The organism is Streptomyces venezuelae (genome assembly GCF_008642335.1).
Lineage (GTDB): Bacteria > Actinomycetota > Actinomycetes > Streptomycetales > Streptomycetaceae > Streptomyces > Streptomyces venezuelae_F.
Genome location: NZ_CP029191.1, coordinates 6,146,255 through 6,168,470, shown reverse-complemented (window position 1 = coordinate 6,168,470; position 22,216 = coordinate 6,146,255). Strand labels below are relative to the sequence as shown.

Sequence of the window (22,216 nt, the reverse complement as noted above, 5' to 3'; positions counted from 1 at the left end):
GTGTATCTCGGTGTACCGCCGCGGAAATCACGGTGCGCCGAGCCCCGCCGGAGCCGTAAGCTGTATCGGCTATCTTCATGCCTTACCGGGGTCCTTCCGTCGGAAGCCGCCCCGGCGTTTCCGCGGAGTCCACGTGCCCAGCCCCTACCGCGCCATCTTCGCCGCCCCCGGCACCAAGGCGTTCTCCACCGCCGGGTTCCTCGGCCGCATGCCGCTGTCGATGATGGGCATCGGCATCGTGACCATGGTGTCCCAGCTGACCGGCAGGTACGGCCTCGCCGGCGCCCTGTCGGCGACCGTGGCGCTGTCCGCGGCCGCGATCGGGCCGCAGATCTCCCGGCTCGTCGACCGGTACGGACAGCGCCGGGTGCTCCGCCCCGCGACGCTGGTGTCCCTGGCCGCGGTCGCCGGGCTGCTGCTGTGCGCGAAGTTCGAGACGGCCGACTGGACGCTCTTCGTCTTCGCCGCGCTGGTCGGCTGCGTGCCGAGCGTGGGCTCGATGATCCGGGCGCGCTGGGCGGTCCTGTACCGCGGCACCCCGCGGCTCCACACCGCGTACTCCTTCGAGTCCGTGGTCGACGAGGTCTGCTTCATCTTCGGCCCGATCATCTCGATCGGGCTCTCCACGGTGTGGTTCCCCGAGGCCGGACCGCTGCTCGCGGGCGTCTTCCTCGCCGTGGGCGTCTTCTGGCTGACGGCGCAGCGGGCCACCGAGCCGGTGCCGCACCCGCGCGAGCACCACACCAAGGAGTCGGCGCTGCGGAGCGGCGGCCTCCAGGTGCTGGTCGCCACGTTCGTCGCGACCGGCGCGATCTTCGGGTCGATCGACGTGGTGACCGTGGCGTACGCGGAGGACCAGGGCCACAAGTCCGCGGCGAGCCTGGTCCTCGCCGTCTACGCGCTCGGTTCCTGCGTGGCGGGGGCCGCTTTCGGGCTCGTGCACTTCAAGGGGGCGCCCGCCCCCAGGTGGCTGCTGGGTGTCTGTGCGATGGCCGTGAGTATGATCCCGCTGCAACTGGTCGGGAACCTGCTGTTTCTGGCCGTGGCGCTGTTCGTGGCGGGCCTCTCCATCGCACCGACGATGATCACGACGATGGCCCTCGTCGAGCAGCACGTACCACGCGCGAAACTGACCGAGGGCATGACGTGGGTGAGCACGGGACTCGCGGTCGGCGTCGCGCTCGGCTCCTCCGCGGCCGGTTGGGTCATCGACGCCGCGGGGTCGGGGGCCGGGTACGGGGTACCGGGGATCTCCGGGGCCGTCGCGGCCGCGGTCGGATTCCTTGGGTATCGCCGGCTGAAGCGGCCGGTTCCGCAACGGGGAGGGTCCCATGAGCACGGGCACGGGCAGCGGGAAGAGCACAGCGACGTGGCGTAACTGGGCGGGCAACGTCACCGCGCGGCCGGCCAGGGAGACCACCCCGGCCTCGGTCGACGAGCTGGCGGCGGCCCTGCGCCGGGCCAAGGAGGACGGCCTCAAGGCGAAGCCCGTCGGGACGGGGCACTCGTTCACGGCGACCGCCTCCACCGACGGCCTCCTCATACGCCCCGACCTGCTGACCGGCATCCGCGGCATCGACCGCGCCGCGGGCACGGTCACCGTGGAGGCCGGCACCCCGCTGAAGCGCCTGAACGCGGCGCTCGCGCGGGAGGGCCTGTCGCTCACGAACATGGGCGACATCATGGAGCAGACCGTTTCGGGGGCCGTCAGCACCGGCACGCACGGCACCGGCCGCGACTCGGCCTCGATCGCCGCCCAGATCGCCGGCCTCGAACTGGTCACCGCGGACGGCACGGTCCTGACCTGTTCCGCCGACGAGAACCCCGACGTCTTCGCCGCCGCGCGCATCGGACTCGGCGCGCTGGGCGTGATCACCGCGATCACCTTCGCCGTCGAGCCGATCTTCTTCCTGACGGCCCGCGAGGAGCCGATGACCTTCGACAAGGTCACCGACGACTTCGACGCCCTCGTCACCGAGAACGAGCACTTCGAGTTCTACTGGTTCCCGCACACCGGCAACTGCAACACCAAGCGCAACAACCGCAGCCCGGGCCCCGCGGCGCCGCCCGGCAGGGTCAGCGCCTTCGTGGAGGACGAGCTGCTCTCCAACGGCCTCTTCCAGGTGGTCAATTCCGTGGGCCGGGCCTTCCCCGCCACCATCCCGGGCATCGCGAAGCTCTCCAGCAAGGCGCTCTCCGCGCGGACGTACACGGACATCCCCTACAAGGTCTTCACGAGCCCGCGCCGGGTCCGGTTCATGGAGATGGAGTACGCCGTTCCGCGCGACGCCCTCGTGGAGACACTGCGCGAGCTGAAGGCGATGGTGGACCGCTCACGGCTGCGCATCAGCTTCCCCGTGGAGGTGCGCACGGCGCCCGCCGACGACATCACGCTCTCCACCGCGTCGGGCCGTGAGACCGCGTACATCGCCGTCCACATGTACCGGGGCACGCCGTACCAGGCGTACTTCACGGCCGCCGAGCGGATCTTCACCGCGCACGAGGGGCGGCCGCACTGGGGAAAGGTGCACACGCGCGACGCGGAGTACTTCTCCAAGCAGTACCCCCGCTTCGGCGAGTTCACCGCCCTGCGCGACCGCCTCGACCCCGACCGCATGTTCGGCAACGACTATCTGCGGCGGGTCCTCGGCGCCTGACCCTCCCCTACGGAGTGGGCGTTCCGCCCTGCTGGGGGTCGCCGCCCGTGCCCGAGCCCTTCGAGGGAGTGGGCGTCGGAGTGGGCTTGGGCGTGGGCGTCGGGTCCGTCGTCGCTCCGTCGTCTCCGGAGTCGGAGCCGTCGCCCTTGTCCTTGTCCGGGTCCGTGCCGGTGCCGTTTCCGGTGTCGTCCTTCGAGCCGGAGTCGGTGCCGTTGCCATTGCCGCTGTTGTCGCCCGTACCGTTGCCCGAGTTGTCGCCGCCGGTCCCGTTCGGGTCCTGCGACGCGTTGTCGCCGTCCTCCTGCGAGCCGTCACCCGTGCCCGACGTGCCGTCGTCCGAAGGCTGTCCGGAGGGCTCGTCGGTGGACGGGGACTGCTTCCTCGGGGAGGAGTTGTGCCCCGAGACGCCGTTGCTGATGGTGGTGCCCTCGCCGCCGCTCAGGTCCTTGCCGGAGACCAGCTCGTACGTGGTGATGCCCGCCATGGCGACACCGAAGACGACGGCCGCGGCGATCAGCGGCCGCTTCCAGCTGCGGACCTGCGTGCGGTGCGTGGTGCCCTCGGTGAACTCCTCCGACGGGAGTGCGGGTTCGAAGACGGTCGTCGGCGCCGGCGCCTGGCCAGGGCCCGCGGTGCGCAGCACGCGCGTGGCGTCGTCCTGCGGCAACGCCTGTGTGGCGTCGACCGCACCGAGGAACTGCGTCCTCTCGGCGTCGGCGCCGACCGTCCCTGCCGTGGGCAGCAGTGTCGTGGCGTCCGCGTCGCCCGCGGGCGGCGGCACCGTGGTGGGATCCGTGCCGGCGGCGGGCAGGACGGTGGTGGGATCCGCCGCGGGATCCGCGTCCCCGGCCGTGGGCAGCAGCGCGGTCGCGTCGGCATCGGTGCCGGGGGCGGCCGCCTCGGGTCTCCCCCACGTCGTGGTCACGGGCCCCGTCGCACCAAGAGCTCCCGGGTAGGCGGAGGTTCTCGCCGACGTCCTGAAAGTGTCGGGCACGTGTGTCGCGGCCGTCACGGGAACCTGCCGCGCCCTCGGCTTGGCCTGCACCGTGACGTCACGTATCTGCTCGCCCGTACGTTTGAAGAAATGCTGGAAGACGGTGCCGCCACAGGTCGCGATCGCGCTCACGACACCGGCGCCGAGGATCGTCCCGTAGACACCGAGGTTCGAGGCGAGCTTCGCCGCCACGACCGCGGCGATGGCGCTCCCCGCCACCTGCGGCACACTCAGATCGAGGCGCCGCTTCTCCTCCGGCTCCCCCTGGTCCTTCGACTCCTTGCCGGAATCCGGCTTTTCACGCATCTCCGACCCTTGCCTGCCTTTCTCGTCTGACTACACGAGACAGGGACGTATGGGCGAAGTGATTAGTTCCGTTTCTGCCGATTACGTGAAGTGCGCCACCCGCGCACGGACGGCGCAGGGCAGGGGCGGGCGCCAACTCCCGTCCGCCACGAGAAGTTCGGCGGCGCGGCGGTCCACCCGCGTGGCCCGAATGGAGTACTGTTGCGAGCCCTGGGTCCGGTCTCCCGCCAGGGTGCCCGGGGCCTTGCAGGACCGCCGGGTGGGGGGCTCGCTGCACAGGGTGACGAAGGTCGTCACTTAGCGTTGCGAATAGGTAACCGTGCCATAACGGCGATCCAGGGCCCTTGCCCGACACGCCGGGCAACTCGGCAAGGTTGTGGCAGGCTGCACCCGGGCAGGCCACACTCGACTAGCGGAAGCAGCGACGCACGTGACGTCGGCAGGCACCACCCGGGAGGTCCCCATGCCCGAACTGCGTGTCGTGGCCGTCAGCAACGACGGCACACGGCTGGTGCTGAAGGCTGCGGACAGCACGGAGTACACGCTTCCGATCGACGAGCGGCTGCGTGCGGCCGTCCGCGGCGACAGGCCCCGACTCGGACAGATCGAGATCGAGGTGGAGAGCCACCTCCGCCCCCGCGACATCCAGGCACGGATACGTGCCGGTGCCAGCGCGGAAGAAGTGGCCCAGCTCGCGGGCATCCCCGTCGATCGCGTCCGCCGCTTCGAAGGACCCGTGCTCGCCGAGCGCGCCTTCATGGCGGAGCGCGCCAGGAAGACCCCCGTACGCCGTCCCGGTGAGAACACCGGACCCCAGCTCGGCGAGGCCGTCCAGGAGCGGCTGCTGCTGCGGGGCGCCGACAAGGACACCGTCCAGTGGGACTCCTGGCGCCGTGACGACGGCACCTGGGAGGTCCTGCTCGTCTACCGCGTCGCGACCGAGCCGCACTCCGCGTGCTGGACGTACGACCCGCCCCGGCGGCTCGTCCAGGCCGTGGACGAGGAAGCGCGTTCGCTGATCGGCGAGACGGACGACATCGCCGCGCCCGAGCCCAGCTTCCCGTTCGTGCCGCGCATCGCGAGGCTTCCGAGGGACCGTCCCGCGGACCGGCCGCTCGACCGCGCTCTGGACCGTCAGCTGGACCGCCCGAGCATTCCCGCGCCTCCCGTCGACCCGCCGGAGGAAGGGGTCGGAGCGGGCGCCGCGGTCGCCGAACAGGAGCGCGACTCCCTGACCAGCCTCCTGGAGGCGGTGCCGAGCTTCCGCGGCGACATGGTGGTGCCCGAGCGCCCCTCGGCGGCCACCGCGGAGCTGCCGCCGAGCGTCACGCCCGTGGCACCCGTCTCGGAGGAGCCCGAGCAGGAGCCGGACGCCGAGGAGCCCCCGGCGGCGGCCGGCGCGGGCGCCGCCTACGCGGACGTGCTCATGCCGCGTTCGGTGGCGAGCCACCGCGACCGGCTCGTCGGCTCGACGGACCGTCAGGCGGAGGCAGACGGCGTGCGGCCGGGCAGGCGCGCGGCCGTCCCCAGCTGGGACGAGATCGTCTTCGGCACGCGCCGCAAGAAGCAGGAGTAGCCGCCGACGGGCAGCTGTTACGGAGAGGGGGGTCGCACCGTCCGGTGCGACCCCCCTCTCCTTGGCCGGGCTCTCCGTAGAGCAGCGGTAAAGCCTTACTGCGGGTCCGGGCCCGTCGCGACGGGGCGCTTCGAGTCGGCCGACCACTCCGACCACGAGCCGACGTACAACGCGGCGGGAATGCCCGCCACGGCGAGGGCGAGCACCTCGTGGGCGCCCGAGACTCCCGAGCCGCAGTAGACGCCGATCTCCGCGGTGTCGGCGGCGCCCAGCTTCCGGAAACGCTCCGCCAGCTCGGCGGCGGACTTGAAGCGGCCGTCCGCAGCGACGTTCTCCGTAGTGGGTGCCGAGACCGCGCCTGGGATGTGCCCGGCCACGTTGTCGATCGGCTCGACCTCGCCGCGGTAGCGCTCGGCGGCCCGGGCGTCCAGGAGCAGCCCGGAGCGGGCCAGGGCCGCGGCCGAATCCGCGTCCAGCAGATCCTCGCTGTTCGGTGCCGGTTCGAAGGAACCCTCCGCGGGAGCCGTACCCGCCCCCTTCTCCAGCGGTCCCGTCCACAGGCCGATACCGCCGTCAAGCACGCGCACGGACACGTGACCCGTCCAGCGGAGCATCCACCACAGACGTGCCGCCGCCCAGTTCTGGCCACCGTCGTACACGACGACGGCACGGTCCGGGGAGACGCCAGCCGCCCGCATCACGGCGCCGAAGCGATCCACGTCGGGCAGTGGATGCCGGCCGCCCGCACCGGCGGGACCGGCCAGGTCAGCGTCGAGATCGACGAAGACGGCCGACGGAATGTGGCCTTCCTCGTACGCGGAGCGCAGCGAGCCCTCGTGGTGCCAGCGGACGTCGAGCAGGACCGGCGGATTCTCGCCCGCCAGCTCGCTGGCGAGTTCGGATGCGGAGATGATGGCATTCATGGCCCCATCCTTGCGTACGGGGTAGTCGCGCCGCCAAGGTCCGGCTACCCTGCTCCGCCGGACACGGCCGAACACGGGGCGTATGGAAACATGCACGCCCTGTCGATGCGCAGACATCGCTCAGCAATCACGTGTTCACGGATGAGAAGCAAGAAATCGGGCATCTACCGCGGGAAGCCGGACAGCGCGGCGCGGGCTACCGCACGCACATGCGAACAAGAACCGAGCGGCCGACACACAGGCCGAGGAGAGGGTGACGATGACCGAGGCGCGGGCGAATGGGGTCTCCCCTGAACAGAGCTCGTCGGGACAGAGCTCGTCGGACCCCTTCGGGAAAGTGCGGCAGGACGGCGGCGGGACGGGCCGGCCCAAGCCCGGCACGCCCTGCTGGGTGAGCCTGATGACGCGCGACCTCCCCGCGACCCAGGAGTTCTACGGGGCACTCTTCGGGTGGGAGTTCCGCCCCGGCCCCGAGCAACTCGGGCCGTACGTGCGGGCCCTGCTCGACGGTCACGAGGTGGCGGGCATCGGCCGACTGCCCGCCGACCGCCATCTGCCCATCGCCTGGACGACCTACCTGGCGACGGATGACGCGGACGCGACGGCGGAGGCGGTGCGCCACTGCGGTGGCACGGTCGGCGTGGGGCCCCTCGACGCGGGCGACGCGGGGCGCCTCGCGATCGCGTCGGACCCGATGGGCGCCGTGTTCGGCATCTGGCAGGCGGCGGCGCATCTGGGCACCGCGGTGGTCGGCAGGCCAGGCACGCCGACCTGGAACGAGCTTCTGACGGTGGAGACGAGCAGCGTCGTGAAGTTCTACCAGAACGTCTTCGACTGCACGGTGGAGGCCGTCGTCTCGGCGGACTTCGACTACGTGACGCTGCACGTGGACGGTCGGCCGGTCGCGTCCGTGCACGGCCTCGGACAGGCGCTGCCGCACGACCGGGGGCCGCACTGGATGACGCACTTCGAGGTCGCCGACGTGGACGAGGCGGTGGAGCGGGTCGTCGAGCTCGGCGGCCATGTCGTCAAACCCGCCTGGGAGGCCTCCTACGGCCGGATGGCGACCGTCGCGGACCCGGAGGGCGCCGCCTTCACCCTCGTACGCTCACGGGCGGACGCCTGACTCAGAGCCTGTGTCATGACGCCGGCCCTCAGACGCGGGCGGCGGCCGTGTCGACCGGCAGCACGTCGGGCGACAGGGCTCCCGCGCGCGCGGTCGCCGCCGTCGTCCTGCGCCGGTGGTGGCGGCGGCACAGCACCTCGTAACCCACCTCGTCCGGCGACTGGTTGACGTCGCCGACGACCACCTGGGCACCCTCGACGACCATCTCGCCGCCTATGGTGCGGGCGTTGTGCGTGGCCCGTGCGCCGCACCAGCAGAGGGCCTCGACCTGAAGCACCTCGACGCGGTCGGCGAGCTCCACCAGCCGCTGCGAGCCCGGGAAGAGCTTGGAGCGGAAGTCCGTGGTGATGCCGAAGGCGAAGACGTCCAGACCGAGGTCGTCGACGATCCTGGCGAGCTGGTCGATCTGGTCCGGGGCCAGGAACTGCGCCTCGTCCGCGATCACGTAGTCCGCGCGGCCGCCCTGCGAGAGGTGGTCGACGAGGTGGGCGTAGAAGTCGAAGTCGTCCGCCGCCTCGATCGCGTCGGTCACGAGACCGAGCCGGGAGGAGAGCTTGCCCTCACCCGCCCGGTCGTCCCGCGTGAAGATCATCCCCTGGAGTCCGCGAGCGGAACGGTTGTGCTCGATCTGCAGAGCCAGCGTGCTCTTTCCGCAGTCCATCGTTCCGGAGAAGAACACCAGCTCGGGCATGGGGAGTGGAAGACCTTTCGGGGCGGGTGGGAGGGCGGGCCGGCGGAGCCCGGTCAGGAGCGTACTTCGAGGAGCGGGACGAGCTGCTCGACGGGGGTCATGGAGCCGTGCATGCCGACGAGGGAGGACTCCTTGGGCTCGCGCTCCGAAGCAATGATCGCCACGTCGTCGTGGGCGGCCGCGACGACGTCACCGATACGGTCGTACACACGTTGATCAATGTGTGGACCGAACCAGCCCGCGTTGATCGCCTCGTCGCGTCCCGCGACCCAGAACTGCTCGCCGAGCACCTCGCGCCACACCGTCAGGACGTCGTTCGCGGCGCCCGGCACCGCGTACACGTGGCGGGCGCGGCCCTCGCCGCCGAGGAGCGCGACACCCGCGCGCAGCTCCCAGTCCTCGTCGAAGTCGATGCGGGACGCGTCGTCGAAGGGGATGTCGATCATGCCGTGGTCCGCGGTGACGTACAGGGCACTGCGCGGCGGGAGCTGCTCGGCGAGGCGCTGGACGAGCCGGTCGACGTACATGAGCTGGCCGCGCCAGGCGTCCGAGTCGACGCCGAAGCGGTGCCCCTTGCCGTCCACTTCCGCGTAGTACGTGTAGATCAACGAACGGTCACCCGCGGCCAGTTGCTTCGCGGCGAGGTCCACGCGGTCCTCGCCGGAGGCCCTGCCACGGAAGGTGCCGCCGCTCAGCGCGACCTTGGTGAGCGGGGTGTGCTCGAAGGTCGGCGAGGAGACCTGCGCGGTGTGCACGCCCGCGTCGTGGGCGCGCTGGAAGACGGTGGGGTACGGCTGCCAGGCGTGCGGGTCGGTCCACGGGTTCCAGCGCAGCTGGTTCATCAGCTGGCCGGTGGCGGGGTCCCGGACCGCGTAGCCGGGCAGGCCGTGCGCGCCGGGCGGCAGGCCCGTGCCGACCGAGGCGAGCGAGGTCGCGGTGGTGGCGGGAAAGCCCGCGGTGATCGGGCGGCCCGTGCCGCCGCGCGAGCTCTGCAGCAGCGACGTCAGGAAGGGCGCCTCGGCCGGGTGGGCCTTGAGCTGTTCCCAGCCCAGGCCGTCGATGAGGAAGACGCAGTTCCGGTCGGCCGGTGCGAGTTCGGGGATGACGGGCGCGAAGCCGTCGACGCCCTGGTGGGCGACGAGCGTGGGCAGCAGGTCGGCGAGCGAGCCCGCGCCGTACGCGGGCACGGGAGCGGTGTCGAGGGCGATCGGTTGTACGTCGTCCCAGGAGGAAAGGGACATCAGCGGGCGTTGTCCGCGGTCGCCTCGGACAGGGCCTGGGCGAAGGCAAGGGTCTGCCGCACGGTGTCGGGGCCGTCGCCCGCCTCGCTGACGCGCAGGCTGAGGTCGTCGGCGGTCGAGCTGCCCGTGTACCCGTGGTCGGCCTCGCAGTTGGGGTCGCCGCAGGCCGCGGGCTCCAGGTCGATGCGCGACACGGCGCCCCAGCCGATGGTCAGGACGACCTCGCGGGGCGGCGTCCCGGGAACGTACTTCTCGGGGTTGGCGACGACTCGGCTGACGACGACCGAGGAGATGCGGCCGATCTTGACGGACTCCGTGGAGGTCGTCGCGTACGGCGTCGGGGACGTGCTGTCCGCCGCCTGCTCGTCGGTGTGGCTGACGATGAAGCGCGTGCCGGTCAGGACGAGGACGGTGACGTGCCGGCGCACTTCGTTGGCGTCGAACGTCGTCTCCTGGTGGACCAGGTAGGACCCGATGGCCTCGCCGCCGATCGCGGCCTCCACCGCCTCGGCCACGAGGGCCGGGTAGTAGCCGCTGCGCTCGATCGCCGCGCGCAGCCCCTGGGTCGTCGTACCGGTCTTTGCCATGCCGTCCATCCTACGGCCCGGCGCGGGGCGCACGGTGCCCCGTGGGCGCCTCAGTAGCCGGGAAGGGTGCGCGGGCCCAGGTCGTCGCGGGCAGGCGGGGGCGCGAGCCGTACGGAGGCGTCGAGCACGGAGAGGCCGCGCTGGGCGACGACGACCGGCTCCAGGGAGACGCCGACCACCTCGGGGTGGTCGTCGACGAGCCGGGAGACCCGCTGGAGGAGCTCTTCGAGGGCCGGGGTGTCGACGGGCGCCGAACCGCGCCAGCCGAACAAGAGCGGCGCGGTCCGGATGGACCGGACGAGCGAGGCCGCCTCGCGGTCGGTGACCGGGACGAGGCGGTGGGCGGTGTCGCCGAGCAGCTCGGACGCGGCCCCCGCGAGGCCGAAGGAGAGCACGGCCCCTGCCGCCGGATCGATGACCGCGCGGACCACGGTGTCGACCCCGCGCGGGACCATGCCCTGCACGACGGGACGCAGCTCGGCGGGCTTGCCGAAGGCGTCCGTCAGCTCCTGGTACGCCCGGCGCAGTTGCTCCTCGTCGGCGAGGTCGAGGCGCACCCCGCCGAGGTCCGCGCGGTGGCGCAGGTGCGGAGCCGTGGTCTTCAGGGCCACGGGATAGCCGAGGGTCCGCGCGGCTGCCGCGGCGGCGTCGGGGTCGGGCGCGGGAAGCGCTTGCCGTACGTGGATGCCGTACCGCCCGAGCAGTTCGTGGGCGTCGTCCGGGGCGAGGGTGAGCCCGCGCGGGTCACCGTCCGCGGCGAGCAGCTCCTCGATGCGCGCCGCGGCGCCGTTCTCGTCGATGTCGTCGTACTCGTGGACCCGGCCGGGCTCGGCGGCCTCGCGGCGCCACTGGGCGTACTTGACGGCTTCGGAGAGGGCGCGGACGGCTCGCTCGGCGGCGGGGTAGGCGGGGATGTAGGCGGGGATGCGGTACTGGTCGGAGGCGGGCGGCTCGGGGGGTCCTGGGGCTTCCGGAGTCATCGGTTCCGCGGCGGCCGGTGTCTCCGCAAGGCCCGGTGCCTCCGGCTCCCTGCCGGTCGGCGGGGTGGGCGCGTCGGGTCCCGTGCTGGTCGCGGCCGCGAGTGCCTCGGCGAGACCGCCGAGCTCGACGTGCACCACGGCCACCGGCTTCGCCGGGCAGCCTGCCGCAGCGGCCCGCAGCTCCGTGGCGAGCGTCTCGGGGTCGGTCGTCGCGCCGTCCTCCCCCACCCAGGGGATCGCGTTGACGATCACCGCGTCGCAGCCGTCGCCGGACAGGGCCTCGGTGAGCGCGGTGCGGAAGTCCGCGGGGGTGGCCCCGGTCGTCAGGTCGCGGGGCCGCTGCGGCCGCAGTCCGTCGGCGACACACGCGTCGTACGTGAGGAGGCCGAGGGACTCGGAGTTGCCGAGGATGGCCACGCGGGGCCCGGACGGGAGCGGCTGCCCCGCGAGCAGGAGCCCCGCGTCGACCATCTCGGTGACGGTGTCGACGCGGATGACGCCCGCCTGGCGCAGCAGCGCCGAGACCGTGGCGTGCGGCAGCCGGGTCGCCTGGACGGCGTGGCCGGTCGGCGCGATGCCGCTGTGCCGGGCTCCCTGGACGACGACCAGCGGCTTGGTGGTCGCCGAACGCCGTGCGAGCCGGGTGAACTTGCGCGGGTTGCCGATCGTCTCCAGGTACATCAGCGTGACGTCGGTGTCCGGGTCCTCGAACCAGTACTGGAGGAGGTCGTTGCCGGACACGTCCGCGCGGTTGCCGGATCCGACGAAGGTGGAGAGGCCCGCGCCCCTGCGGTGCAGTCCGGACAGCAGGGCGATGCCGATAGCGCCGGACTGGGTGAACAGGCCGATGCGGCCCCGCGCGGGGGACTGCGGGGCGAGCGAGGCGTTGAGCCGTGTCTCCGGAGAGGTGTTGATGACACCGAAGGCGTTCGGGCCGATGATGCGCATGCCGTAGGACCGGGCCTGGCGCACCAGTTCGCGCTGCCGCTCGCGCCCCTCGACGCCGCTCTCCGCGTACCCGGCGGACAGCACCACCAGGCCGCGCACTCCGTGCTCACCGCACTCGGCGACGGCCTGCGGGACACGGTCGGCGGGCACGGAGACCACCGCGAGGTCCACGGGCTCCTCGATGTCCGCCACGGAGCGGTGCGCGGGTACCCCGTCGATGTCCGCGTCGCCTTGGCGGCCCTCTACGAAGGCGCTGTTCACCGCGTACAGGCGCCCTGTGTAACCGGACTCCTGGAGGTTGTTCAGAACGCTGCGGCCCACGCCGCCGGGCGCCCGGCCCACCCCGATCACCGCGACCGACCCCGGTGTGAGGAGCCGCTGCACGGACCGCCCCTCGGCGCGCTGTTCGCGGGCGCGCTGCACGGCGAGCGAGCGGTCGGTGGGCTCCAGGTCGAACTCCAGGCGGACGACACCGTCCTCGAAGCTGCGCTTCTGCTGGTAGCCCGCGTCCGTGAAGACCTTGATCATCTTGGTGTTGGCGGGCAGCACCTCGGCGGCGAAGCGGCGGATGCCGCGCTCCCTGGCGACGGCCGCGATGTGTTCGAGGAGCGTGGAGGCGACTCCCCTGCCCTGGTGGGCGTCCTGCACGAGGAAGGCGACCTCGGCCTCATCGGCGGGCGCGCTGGCGGCCATGCCGCGTTCGTCGATGCGGTCGTAGCGCACGGTGGCGATGAACTCGCCGCCCACGGTGGCCGCGAGCCCCACCCGGTCCACCTGGTCGTGGTGGGTGAAGCGGTGCACGTCCTTGGCGGACAGCCGCGGGTAGGGCGCGAAGAAGCGGTAGTACTTCGACTCGTCCGAGACCTGTTCGTAGAAGCTGACCAGGCGGTCCGCGTCCTCGGCCGTGATGGGCCTGATGCGGGCGGTGCCTCCGTCGCGCAGCACCACATCGGCTTCCCAGTGCGACGGGTAGTCGTGCCGATCCTGCTGATCCGACGGGGTCTGCATGGGGCCAGGGTACGGGTCGCGCGGCCGCCCGGGCCGGGGCAGGCTAGGACAGGTCGAAGGGCGGTCTGGGCCGGGACCTCTGTCCGGCAGAGCACCCGCTACGGCATGAGACACTGGTCTAGACAACTGTGTGACATCTGGAAGGGCAGCAACACATGGCTGAGCGCCGCGTCAACGTCGGCTGGGCCGAGGGCCTTCACGCCCGACCCGCCTCCATCTTCGTCCGCGCGGCCACGGCCGCCGGCGTCCCCGTGACGATCGCCAAGGCCGACGGCAACCCGGTCAACGCCGCTTCGATGCTCGCGGTGCTCGGCCTGGGCGCCCAGGGCGGCGAAGAGATCGTGCTCGCCTCCGACGCCGAGGGCGCCGACGCCGCCCTCGACCGTCTGGCGAAGCTGGTCGCCGAGGGGCTCGAGGAGCTTCCGGAGACGGTCTAGGACACGTTCCTCGCATTACGTCGATGGGGTCACCCGGAATTCCGGGTGACCCCATCGACGTATGCACGGCGCCGAATATGCCAAACAATTCGCGCACACCATCGGGCATTTATATACGGGGTCCCCGTTAATTGCGGAGACTCATTGTGTTTACGGCATGTTGCGGATCCCTCACACGGCCGCCCCCGTGCACGGGACGCAAGCGGTGGGACGCGCGCGTCCGCTCGACGTGCGCCGCCGTCAGTGCCCGCGCCCGCTGCTCGTCCCTGCGGGCGACCGCGTCGACGATCGCCGCGTGCTCGGACCAGGACTCGCCCGGCGCCGCCGAGGGCTCGACGGCGTACATCCAGGCGATCTTGTGCCGGAGCGGGGTGAGCAGCGCCGTGAGGCCGGGGCTGCCGGACGCCTGGGCGAGCGTCTCGTGGAACCAGCCGCCCAGGGAGCGCAGATCCTCCCCCAGGCCGCTCCTGGCACGCTCCTGACCCAGCCTGACGAGTCCGCGCAGGACTTTCAGGTGTGCGTCCGTGCGGCGCTGCGCGGCGCGGGCCGCGGCGAGCGGTTCGAGCAGCGTCCTGACCTCCAGGAGGTCCGCGGCCTCCTGCTCCGTCGGCTCGGCGACGCACGCGCCCGCGTGCCTGCGGGTCACCACGAAGCCCTCGGCCTCCAGCGTGCGCAGCGCCTCGCGCACGGGGACGCGGGAGACTCCGTAGCGCCGGGCCAGGAGTTCCTCGGTGAGTTTGCCACCTCTTGCGTATACACCGGCGACTATGTCGTCCCGAATGGCCGTGCATACCGAGTGCGCGGGAACGCGCATGACCGGACCTCCGCTTTGATCCCCGCGCGACGCGGTCGACCGACGCTCGTTTCCGTGACTCTATTGCAGGGCACCGGAATTTCCGACGGCGGGCCGGAATTCATGGATATCTTTTGGCCAAGAACGCGGCGGCCGTGAACATGTCGGCCGTGAACGGCGAAAGCCCCGGCTCACGAGGAGCCGGGGCTTTCGGTGTGATGCCGCGTGGGCCGCGTCGGTCAGACGTTGACGCCGTGCGAGCGCAGGTACGAGACCGGGTCGATGTCCGAGCCGTAGTCCGCGCCGGTGCGGGCCTCGAAGTGGAGGTGCGGGCCGCTGGAGTTGCCGGTGGAACCGGAGAGGCCGATCTGCTGGCCCGGGGTGACCGTCTGGCCGACGGTGACGCTGAGGGACGACATGTGGCCGTACTGGGTGTACGTGCCGTCGTTCATCTTGATGACCACGTTGTTGCCGTAGGCACCGCCCCAGCCGGCCTCGACGACGGTGCCGGAGCCGACCGCGTGGACCGACGTGCCGGACGCGGCGTGGAAGTCGACACCGGTGTGGCTGCCGGAGGACCACATGGCGCCGCCGGTCTGGTAGCCCGTGGAGACGTACGAGCCGGAGATCGGGGAGACGTAGGTGTTCAGGCGCTTGCGCTCGGCCTCGCGGGCGGCGCGCTCCTTGGCCTCGCGCTCCTTCTTGGCCTTCGCCTTGGCCTCGGCCTCCGCCTTGCGCTTCTCCTCGGCGGCCTTCTTCTTGGCCGCCTCTTCCGCCTTCTTGGCGGCAGCGGCGTCGTCGGCGGCCTGGCGCTGTGCGGCGGCCTGCGCGTCGATGCTCTCGGCGAGCGAGTCGCCGACGGATATCGCCTGGGTGAGGCCGGTGTGCTCCACGGCCGCTTCGTCGGCGGCGGCGAGCGCGGGGCCGGCGAGGCCTCCGATGACACCGGTGGTGGTGAGCGCCGCGACACCCGCGACGTTCGCGGTGGTCCGCGTCATGCGGCTCGGACGACGGTGCTTCCCGGTGGCACGGGTGAACGCCATGTGGCGGGTGTTCCTTTCCTTCCCTCTCGCCTACCGGGTTAGCTGACGGGTTCGGAGCAGGAAGGTCTCCTACGAGTCCCTCGCCTCACGGCAAGGTTCCCGATTCACCCCAGGGGACATGTGGGTCCCCGGCTCCCCTGGCTCGCGCCGTACGGGGACTCGGCGATGACTGCCCGGTGCCGCGGATGCGGCGTACTGCGCGACGGACAGCCGGGTCGACGCTAAACGGATCGTCTTTCAATCGACAAACAGAACGCGACTTTTGTAGCGCACGCCACACGGCAGACAGGCAACCAGCATATGAATCCGGACATATGAGGACCCCGGCGGCCGAAACGGTCCGCCGGGGTCCTCTCAGTCGTCCGTCACTCAGCCGGTGACCACGCTGACTTCACCGATCCCGAGGGCCCTGACGGGCTCCTCGATCTGCGCGGCGTCCCCGACGAGGACCGTCACCAGACGGTCGACCGGGAAGGCGTTCACGACGGCCGCGGTGGCCTCCACGGTGCCCGTGGCGGCCAGCTGCCGGTACAGCTGCGCCTGGAAGTCGTCCGGCAGGTTCTGCTCGACCTGGTCGGCGAGCGTCGCCGCCACGGAGGCCGCCATCTCGTACTTGAGGGGGGCCACGCCCACCAGGTTCTGCACGGCCACGTCGCGCTCGGTGTCGGTCAGCCCCTCGGCGGCGAGGGTGCGCAGCACCTTCCAGAGGTCGTCCAGCGCCGGGCCCGTGTTCGGGGTGTCCACGGAGCCGCTGATGGCGAGCATCGCGGCGCCCGTCCCGTCCGGGGCGGAGCGCAGGACCTGGCTGAACGCCCGTACACCGTAGGTGTATCCCTTCTCCTCGCGCAGGACGCGGTCCAGGCGCGAGGTGAGGGTGCCGCCCAGGCAGTACGTGCCGAGGACCTGGGCCGGCCAGACGCGGTCGTGCCGGTCGGCGCCGACCCGGCCGATCAGCAGCTGCGTCTGGACCGCTCCGGGGCGGTCCACGATGACGATGCGGCCGCGGTCGTCGGCGGTCACCGGCGGCACCGGGCGCGGCTCTCCCGCGGAGCCGGTCCAGGCGCCGACGGTGTCGGCGAGGACGGCGTCCAGGTCGGTGCCCTCGAGGTCGCCCACGACGACGAGGGTGGCCGTGGCGGGGCGGACGAACTTCTCGTAGAAGGCGCGCACCGCCGCCGAGTCGATGGCCGTGACCGTCTCCTCGGTGCCCTGGCGCGGGCGCGACATGCGCGACGTCGGCGGGAACAGCTGCCGGGAGAGCTCCTTGGCGGCGCGGCGCGCCGGGTTGGCGGCCTCGTGCGGGATCTCGTCCAGGCGGTTGCGCACGAGCCGCTCGATCTCGCTGTCCGCGAAGGCGGGGGCCCGCAGGGCGTCGGCGAGCAGGCCGAGCGCCTTCGGGAGGCGGGAGACCGGGACCTCCAGGGAGACCCGCACACCCGGGTGGTCGGCGTGCGCGTCGAGGGTCGCGCCGCAGCGGTCGAGCTCGGCGGCGAACTCCTCCGCGGAGTGCTTGTCGGTGCCCTCGTTGAAGGCCCGCGCCATGATGGTGGCGACGCCGTCCAGGCCCTCCGGCTCGGCGTCCAGGGGCGCTTCGAGGTGGACCTCGACGGCGACGACCTGCTGGCCGGGGCGGTTGCAGCGCAGGACGGTGAGGCCGTTGGGCAGCGTGCCGCGCTCGGGGGCGGGGAAGGCCCACGGCTTCGCCGTACCGGCCTGGGGCTGGGGGTGGAACTGCATCGTCGCGGCCTCGGTCACTTCGCCGCCTCCTCTTCTTCCTCGGCACCCTCGTCGGCGCCTTCCACGGGCTCGTACACGAGCACCGCGCGGTTGTCGGGGCGCAGGCGGGCCGCGGCGACCTCCTGCACCTCCTCCGCGGTGATGTCGAGGACGCGCTGTACGGCCGTCAGGGCGAGCTGCGGGTCGCCGAACAGGACCGCGTACCGGCACAGTTCGTCGGCGCGGCCCGCGACCGTGCCGAGCCGGTCGAGCCACTCGCGCTCCAGCTGTGCCTGGGCGCGCTCCATCTCCTCCGGGGTGGGGCCCTCCGCGGCGAAGCGGGCCAGCTCCTCGTCGACGGCGGCCTCGATGACGGGGACCTCGACGTCGCCCGACGTCTTCACGTCGAGCCAGCCGAGCGAGGGCGCCCCGGCGAGACGCAGCAGACCGAAGCCGGCGGCGACCGCGGTGCGGTCCCTGCGGACGAGCCGGTTGTAGAGCCGGGAGGACTCGCCGCTGCCGAGGACGGTGAGGGCGAGGTCGGCGGCGTCGCACGCGCGCGTGCCGTCCTCCGGGAGGCGGTAGGCGGCCATCAGGGCGCGGGCGGGGACCTCCTCCTCGATGACCTCGCGCAGCTCCTTGCCGATGCGCTCGGGCAGCGAGCCGTCGCGCGGCGGCTGCTTGCCGTCGTGGCCGGGAATCGACCCGAAGTACTTCTCGACCCAGGCGAGCGTCTGCTCCGGGTCGATGTCGCCGACGACCGAGAGGACCGCGTTGTTGGGCGCGTAGTACGTACGGAAGAACGCGCGGGCGTCCTCCAGGGTGGCCGCGTCCAGGTCAGCCATGGAGCCGATCGGCGTGTGGTGGTACGGGTGGCCCTCCGGGTACGAGAGCGCGGTGAGCTTCTCGAACGCGGTTCCGTAGGGAACGTTGTCGTAGCGCTGGCGGCGCTCGTTCTTGACGACGTCGCGCTGGTTTTCCATCGACTCTTCGTCGAGCGCGGAGAGCAGGGAGCCCATCCGGTCGGCCTCGAGCCAGAGGGCCAGCTCCAACTGGTGGGCGGGCATGGTCTCGAAATAGTTGGTGCGCTCGAAGCTCGTCGTGCCGTTGAGCGAGCCACCCGCTCCCTGGACCAGCTCGAAGTGGCCGTTGCCGTGCACCTGCTTCGAACCCTGGAACATCAGGTGCTCGAAGAGGTGAGCAAGGCCGGTACGCCCCTTGACCTCGTGGCGCGAGCCGACGTCGTACCAGAGGCAGACCGCGGCGACCGGGGTCAGGTGGTCCTCCGAGAGCACCACGCGCAGGCCGTTGGCCAGCCGGTGCTCGGTCGCTTTCAGGCCGCCGGAGCCGGCCTCGGCTGTGGCCGTGTGACCCATGGGCATGTACGTCCCTTCGATCGCTGGATCATCGCTGGATCAGAACAATTGCTGCCAGTCCTGCCACTGTATGCAAGCGTGTCAGCACCTGACGAAGTTCCCGCTCCGCCCTCGGCGTAGTCGCGGGTGACAGCGCCGGTGCACGGGTCGTGGTCGGCGTTGTCAGTGGGACAGTCCACAATGGTCGGCGTCAGAACCCGCACTTGCTTGGTGAAGGAGCCGCAGCAGCGATGGCCCGCCGCAGCACGAAGACCCCGCAGCCCGACGAGTCGTACGAGGAGAAGATCCTCGACATCGACGTCGTCGACGAGATGCAGGGCTCCTTCCTCGAGTACGCGTATTCGGTCATCTACTCCCGTGCCCTGCCGGACGCCCGCGACGGCATGAAGCCGGTGCACCGCAGGATCGTGTACCAGATGAACGAGATGGGCCTGCGCCCCGACCGCGGCTATGTGAAGTGCGCCCGTGTCGTCGGCGAGGTCATGGGTAAGTTGCACCCGCACGGCGACGCGTCGATCTACGACGCGCTGGTGCGCATGGCGCAGCCCTTCTCGATGCGCCTCCCCCTGGTGGACGGCCACGGCAACTTCGGTTCGCTCGGCAACGACGACCCGCCGGCCGCCATGCGGTACACCGAGTGCAAGATGGCCGACGCCACCTCCCTGATGACGGAGTCGATCGACGAGAACACCGTCGACTTCGAGCCGAACTACGACGGCCAGGAGATGGAGCCGTCCGCCCTCCCGGCGGCGTACCCGAACCTCCTGGTCAACGGCGCGTCCGGCATCGCCGTCGGCATGGCGACGAACATGCCGCCGCACAATCTCGGCGAGGTCATCGCCGCCGCCCGCCACCTCATCAAGCACCCGGGGGCGGACCTCGAGACGCTGATGAAGTACGTGCCGGGTCCGGACCTGCCCACGGGCGGCCGGATCGTCGGCCTCGGCGGCATCAAGGACGCGTACGAATCGGGCCGTGGCACCTTCAAGACCCGCGCGACGGTGTCCGTGGAGAACGTGACGGCGCGCCGCAAGGGCCTCGTCGTCACCGAACTGCCCTTCACCGTCGGCCCCGAGAAGGTCATCTCCAAGATCAAGGACCTGGTCGGCTCGAAGAAGCTCCAGGGCATCGCCGACGTCAAGGACCTCACCGACCGCGCGCACGGCCTGCGCCTGGTCATCGAGATCAAGAACGGCTTCGTCCCGGAGGCCGTCCTGGAGCAGCTCTACAAACTGACGCCGATGGAGGAGTCCTTCGGCATCAACAACGTGGCGCTGGTCGACGGCCAGCCGCTCACCCTGGGTCTGAAGGAGCTCCTGGAGGTCTATCTCGACCACCGGTTCAACGTGGTGCGCCGCCGCAGCGAGTTCCGCCGCGGCAAGAAGCGCGACCGTCTGCACCTGGTCGACGGCCTCCTGGTCGCCCTCCTGGACATCGACGAGGTCATCCGCCTCATCCGCTCCAGCGAGAACTCCGCGCAGGCCAAGGAGCGCCTGATCGGGCGCTTCGCGCTCAGCGACATCCAGACGCAGTACATCCTGGACACGCCGCTGCGCCGCCTGACCAAGTTCGACCGCATCGAGCTGGAGTCCGAGCGCGACAAGCTGAACGGCGAGATCGACGAGCTGACCGGCATCCTGGAGTCGGACGCGGAGCTGCGCAAGCTGGTCTCCTCCGAACTGGCCGCCGTCGCCAAGAAGTTCGGCACCGACCGGCGCACGGTGCTCCTGGAGTCGTCCGGCTCCCCCGCCGCCGCCCCGATCTCGCTGCAGGTGGCGGACGACCCGTGCCGGGTCCTCCTCTCCTCCACGGGTCTGCTGGCCCGTACGGCCAACGGCGAGCCCTTCGCCGAGGGCGGCACCAAGCGCGTGAAGCACGACGTGATCGTCTCGGCGGTGCCTGCGACGGCGCGCGGCGAGGTGGGCGCGGTCACGTCGGGTGGGCGCCTGTTGCGCCTCTCCGTAGTGGACCTTCCCCAGCTGCCGGAGACGGCGAGCGCACCCAACCTCTCCGGAGGGGCGCCCGTCTCGGAGCTGCTGACCCTGGAGAAGGACGAGAAGCTGATCTGTCTGATGACGCTGGACGAGTCCTCGCCGGGCCTCGCGCTCGGTACCGAGCAGGGCGTCGTCAAGCGTGTGGTCCCCGACTATCCGTCCAACAAGGAGGAGTTGGAGGTCATCACGCTCAAGGACGGTGACCGCATCGTCGGCGCGGCCGAGCTGCGCACGGGCGAGGAGGACCTCGTCTTCATCACGGACGACGCCCAGCTCCTGCGCTACCAGGCCTCGGTGGTCCGCCCCCAGGGGCGCCCGGCGGGTGGCATGACGGGCATCAAGCTCGCCGAGGGCGCGAAGGTCATCTCCTTCGCGGCGGTGGATCCGGCGACGGACGCGGTCGTCTTCACGGTGGCGGGTTCGCGCGGCACGCTGGACGACTCGGTGCAGACGACGGCCAAGCTGACGCCGTTCGACCAGTACCCGCGCAAGGGGCGCGCCACGGGTGGCGTGCGCGTCCAGCGGTTCCTGAAGGGCGAGGACTGCCTGAGCTTCGCCTGGACGGGCCCGACGCCGCCGCACGCGGCACAGCGCAACGGCACGCCTGCGGAGCTGCCGGAGATCGACCCGCGCCGCGACGGCTCGGGCGTCTCGCTCAAGAAGCCGGTGGCGGCGGTGGCGGGGCCGGTGTAGCCGACCAGAAGCCGGTGGCCCCCTCTTCCTCACCGAGATCTTCGTCCGGCTCCTGCACGTACCGCAGTACGCCCCACATGCTCCGCTCGTCGGCGGCCTGTGGGGCGTACTCGCGACAGGCCTCCAGTTCCTTTTCCAGGGCCAGTACGTCGACGCCCGACCCGATGAGCACCAGCTGGGTCAGCCGCGGCTCACCGGGACCCCACGGCTGCGGGTAGAAGCGCAGGAACCGTCCCACGGCGTGGACCTCGTACCGGTTCCGCGGATCGGCGGTACCGAAATCGACGTACCCCTTGATGCGGTAAAGCCCTTCGGGACGGCTGTCCAGGAAGGCCATCAGGGGGCGTGGCCCCATGGGCACGTCGGAGGTGAAGGCAAGACTTTCGTACGCGGAGTGCAGATGGCCGTCGTGGTCGTGGTGGTCATGCTGGTCACCGTGGTCGTCCTCGCGAAGGTCGTCGAAGGAGAGCTGCCCCACGCGCTCCCCCACGGGAGCGCGATCGAAGAACAGCTCCACGTCGACGCGGCCGTACGAGGCGGAGACGACGGCCGCGCGCCCCGCGAGCCCTCGGACGACCTCGAGAACGCGCTCGCGCTCCCCACCCGGCACCCGGTCGACCTTGTTGACCACGACGAGGTCGGCGATCCCGAGGTGCCGGTCCACCTCGGGATGCCGCTCCCTGGTGGCGTCGAACTCGGCGGCGTCCACGACCTCGACGAGCCCCCCGTACACGATGTGCGGATTCTCGCTGGCCAGCAGCATCTTCACGAGCTCCTGCGGCTCGGCGAGCCCGCTCGCCTCGATGACGATGACATCGATCCCGGCGGTGGGCCGGGCGAGCCGCTCCAGGTACTCGTCGAGCTCACTGGCGTCCACGGCGCAGCACAGACAGCCGTTGCCGAGGGAGACGGTCGAGTCGCCGAGCTGACCGGCGACGGACATGGCGTCGATCTCGATCGAACCGAAATCGTTGACGATCGCCCCGATCCGGCTGCCGCCGCTGTGGTGCAGCAGATGGTTGAGCAGGGTCGTCTTGCCCGAGCCGAGGAAGCCGGCGAGGACGACGACCGGGATCTGCTGCCTGTTCAACGCGGACCTCTCGTATCGACGCTGGTACGGACCGCGA

The 22,216-nt window shown here is 71.4% G+C and carries 17 protein-coding genes and 1 riboswitch; of the genes, 6 read left to right on the top strand and 11 right to left on the bottom strand.

All coding sequences use genetic code 11. The features are described 5' to 3' along the window. The first annotated feature begins 133 nt into the window (after positions 1 to 133). Together DEJ49_RS27810 and DEJ49_RS27805 are read left to right on the top strand one after the other, a co-directional pair. Complete coding sequence (locus tag DEJ49_RS27810) at positions 134 to 1,378, top strand: MFS transporter (RefSeq protein ID WP_150186642.1); 1,245 nt, start codon at positions 134 to 136, stop codon at positions 1,376 to 1,378. Continuing rightward, positions 1,332 to 2,657: a D-arabinono-1,4-lactone oxidase gene (locus tag DEJ49_RS27805; RefSeq protein WP_150186641.1), complete on the top strand. Its 1,326-nt coding sequence runs from the start codon at positions 1,332 to 1,334 to the stop codon at positions 2,655 to 2,657. The genes DEJ49_RS27810 and DEJ49_RS27805 overlap by 47 nt, the downstream gene beginning before the upstream one ends. Positions 2,658 to 2,664: 7 nt before the next feature. Here the strand turns inward: DEJ49_RS27805 and DEJ49_RS27800 are convergent, their stop codons facing one another. Continuing rightward, complete coding sequence (locus DEJ49_RS27800; protein ID WP_150186640.1) at positions 2,665 to 3,957, bottom strand: hypothetical protein; 1,293 nt, start codon at positions 3,955 to 3,957, stop codon at positions 2,665 to 2,667. Positions 3,958 to 4,420: 463 nt separating this feature from the next. On the opposite strand from DEJ49_RS27800, the gene sepH reads away from it, so the two are divergent. Continuing rightward, on the top strand, positions 4,421 to 5,533 hold the full coding sequence (sepH, locus tag DEJ49_RS27795; protein WP_150186639.1) for a septation protein SepH: 1,113 nt from the start codon (positions 4,421 to 4,423) through the stop codon (positions 5,531 to 5,533). A 95-nt stretch (positions 5,534 to 5,628) separates the two neighbouring features. On the opposite strand, the gene DEJ49_RS27790 is transcribed toward sepH, so the two are convergent. Beyond that, positions 5,629 to 6,456 (bottom strand): sulfurtransferase, encoded by an 828-nt coding sequence (locus tag DEJ49_RS27790; protein ID WP_150186638.1) that lies wholly within the window; start codon positions 6,454 to 6,456, stop codon positions 5,629 to 5,631. Positions 6,457 to 6,856: 400 nt separating this feature from the next. On the opposite strand from DEJ49_RS27790, the gene DEJ49_RS27780 reads away from it, so the two are divergent. Then, a complete protein-coding gene (locus tag DEJ49_RS27780; protein WP_150188507.1) occupies positions 6,857 to 7,582 on the top strand; it encodes a VOC family protein in 726 nt (241 codons plus the stop codon). A gap of 28 nt (positions 7,583 to 7,610) precedes the next feature. Here DEJ49_RS27780 and DEJ49_RS27775 read toward each other — a convergent pair whose 3' ends face one another. From DEJ49_RS27775 to DEJ49_RS27760, 4 genes are read right to left on the bottom strand one after another with little or no spacing between them, the layout of a single operon-like run. Then, positions 7,611 to 8,273 (bottom strand): thymidine kinase, encoded by a 663-nt coding sequence (locus DEJ49_RS27775; protein WP_150186636.1) that lies wholly within the window; start codon positions 8,271 to 8,273, stop codon positions 7,611 to 7,613. Between the two features lie 53 nt (positions 8,274 to 8,326). After that, positions 8,327 to 9,514, bottom strand: coding sequence for an alkaline phosphatase family protein (locus tag DEJ49_RS27770; protein ID WP_150186635.1), 1,188 nt, complete (start codon positions 9,512 to 9,514; stop codon positions 8,327 to 8,329). Then, positions 9,514 to 10,101, bottom strand: coding sequence for a DUF5998 family protein (locus DEJ49_RS27765; protein WP_055569569.1), 588 nt, complete (start codon positions 10,099 to 10,101; stop codon positions 9,514 to 9,516). Before DEJ49_RS27765 ends, DEJ49_RS27770 begins: the two co-directional genes overlap by 1 nt. Positions 10,102 to 10,151: 50 nt before the next feature. Beyond that, positions 10,152 to 13,037, bottom strand: a complete 2,886-nt coding sequence (locus DEJ49_RS27760; protein WP_150186634.1) for a bifunctional GNAT family N-acetyltransferase/acetate--CoA ligase family protein — start codon at positions 13,035 to 13,037, stop codon at positions 10,152 to 10,154. Between the two features lie 155 nt (positions 13,038 to 13,192). On the opposite strand from DEJ49_RS27760, the gene DEJ49_RS27750 reads away from it, so the two are divergent. Further along, a complete protein-coding gene (locus DEJ49_RS27750; protein WP_030021209.1) occupies positions 13,193 to 13,474 on the top strand; it encodes an HPr family phosphocarrier protein in 282 nt (93 codons plus the stop codon). A gap of 127 nt (positions 13,475 to 13,601) precedes the next feature. Here the strand turns inward: DEJ49_RS27750 and DEJ49_RS27745 are convergent, their stop codons facing one another. The 4 genes from DEJ49_RS27745 to DEJ49_RS27730 all read right to left on the bottom strand — a co-directional run bounded on the left by DEJ49_RS27745 (position 13,602) and on the right by DEJ49_RS27730 (position 18,408). Further along, positions 13,602 to 14,288 (bottom strand): GntR family transcriptional regulator, encoded by a 687-nt coding sequence (locus tag DEJ49_RS27745; protein ID WP_150186633.1) that lies wholly within the window; start codon positions 14,286 to 14,288, stop codon positions 13,602 to 13,604. Between the two features lie 218 nt (positions 14,289 to 14,506). Beyond that, positions 14,507 to 15,310, bottom strand: coding sequence for a M23 family metallopeptidase (locus tag DEJ49_RS27740; protein WP_150173098.1), 804 nt, complete (start codon positions 15,308 to 15,310; stop codon positions 14,507 to 14,509). A 12-nt stretch (positions 15,311 to 15,322) separates the two neighbouring features. Next, positions 15,323 to 15,485, bottom strand: a riboswitch (cyclic di-AMP (ydaO/yuaA leader). A gap of 194 nt (positions 15,486 to 15,679) precedes the next feature. Next, positions 15,680 to 17,065, bottom strand: coding sequence for a M16 family metallopeptidase (locus tag DEJ49_RS27735; protein WP_150186632.1), 1,386 nt, complete (start codon positions 17,063 to 17,065; stop codon positions 15,680 to 15,682). After that, a complete protein-coding gene (locus tag DEJ49_RS27730; protein ID WP_150186631.1) occupies positions 17,062 to 18,408 on the bottom strand; it encodes a M16 family metallopeptidase in 1,347 nt (448 codons plus the stop codon). The genes DEJ49_RS27735 and DEJ49_RS27730 overlap by 4 nt, the downstream gene beginning before the upstream one ends. 224 nt (positions 18,409 to 18,632) lie before the next feature. On the opposite strand from DEJ49_RS27730, the gene DEJ49_RS27725 reads away from it, so the two are divergent. Further along, positions 18,633 to 21,089 (top strand): DNA topoisomerase (ATP-hydrolyzing) subunit A, encoded by a 2,457-nt coding sequence (locus DEJ49_RS27725; RefSeq protein WP_150186630.1) that lies wholly within the window; start codon positions 18,633 to 18,635, stop codon positions 21,087 to 21,089. On the opposite strand, the gene DEJ49_RS27720 is transcribed toward DEJ49_RS27725, so the two are convergent. Continuing rightward, the gene (locus DEJ49_RS27720) at positions 21,052 to 22,179 is read right to left on the bottom strand and encodes a CobW family GTP-binding protein (RefSeq protein ID WP_150186629.1); all 1,128 of its coding nucleotides are present in this window, start codon (positions 22,177 to 22,179) and stop codon (positions 21,052 to 21,054) included. The two genes, DEJ49_RS27725 and DEJ49_RS27720, sit on opposite strands and share 38 nt — an antisense overlap. Between the last annotated feature and the right edge of the window lie 37 nt (positions 22,180 to 22,216).

Coding starts and splice junctions, on each gene's coding strand:
- DEJ49_RS27805 (WP_150186641.1), top strand. CDS start 1,332: ATGAGCACGGGCACGGGCAGCGGGAAGAGCACAGCGACGTGGCGTAAC.
- DEJ49_RS27800 (WP_150186640.1), bottom strand. CDS start 3,957: ATGCGTGAAAAGCCGGATTCCGGCAAGGAGTCGAAGGACCAGGGGGAG.
- sepH (WP_150186639.1), top strand. CDS start 4,421: ATGCCCGAACTGCGTGTCGTGGCCGTCAGCAACGACGGCACACGGCTG.
- DEJ49_RS27790 (WP_150186638.1), bottom strand. CDS start 6,456: ATGAATGCCATCATCTCCGCATCCGAACTCGCCAGCGAGCTGGCGGGC.
- DEJ49_RS27780 (WP_150188507.1), top strand. CDS start 6,857: ATGACGCGCGACCTCCCCGCGACCCAGGAGTTCTACGGGGCACTCTTC.
- DEJ49_RS27775 (WP_150186636.1), bottom strand. CDS start 8,273: ATGCCCGAGCTGGTGTTCTTCTCCGGAACGATGGACTGCGGAAAGAGC.
- DEJ49_RS27770 (WP_150186635.1), bottom strand. CDS start 9,514: ATGTCCCTTTCCTCCTGGGACGACGTACAACCGATCGCCCTCGACACC.
- DEJ49_RS27765 (WP_055569569.1), bottom strand. CDS start 10,101: ATGGCAAAGACCGGTACGACGACCCAGGGGCTGCGCGCGGCGATCGAG.
- DEJ49_RS27760 (WP_150186634.1), bottom strand. CDS start 13,037: ATGCAGACCCCGTCGGATCAGCAGGATCGGCACGACTACCCGTCGCAC.
- DEJ49_RS27750 (WP_030021209.1), top strand. CDS start 13,193: ATGGCTGAGCGCCGCGTCAACGTCGGCTGGGCCGAGGGCCTTCACGCC.
- DEJ49_RS27745 (WP_150186633.1), bottom strand. CDS start 14,288: ATGCGCGTTCCCGCGCACTCGGTATGCACGGCCATTCGGGACGACATA.
- DEJ49_RS27740 (WP_150173098.1), bottom strand. CDS start 15,310: ATGGCGTTCACCCGTGCCACCGGGAAGCACCGTCGTCCGAGCCGCATG.
- DEJ49_RS27730 (WP_150186631.1), bottom strand. CDS start 18,408: ATGCCCATGGGTCACACGGCCACAGCCGAGGCCGGCTCCGGCGGCCTG.
- DEJ49_RS27725 (WP_150186630.1), top strand. CDS start 18,633: ATGGCCCGCCGCAGCACGAAGACCCCGCAGCCCGACGAGTCGTACGAG.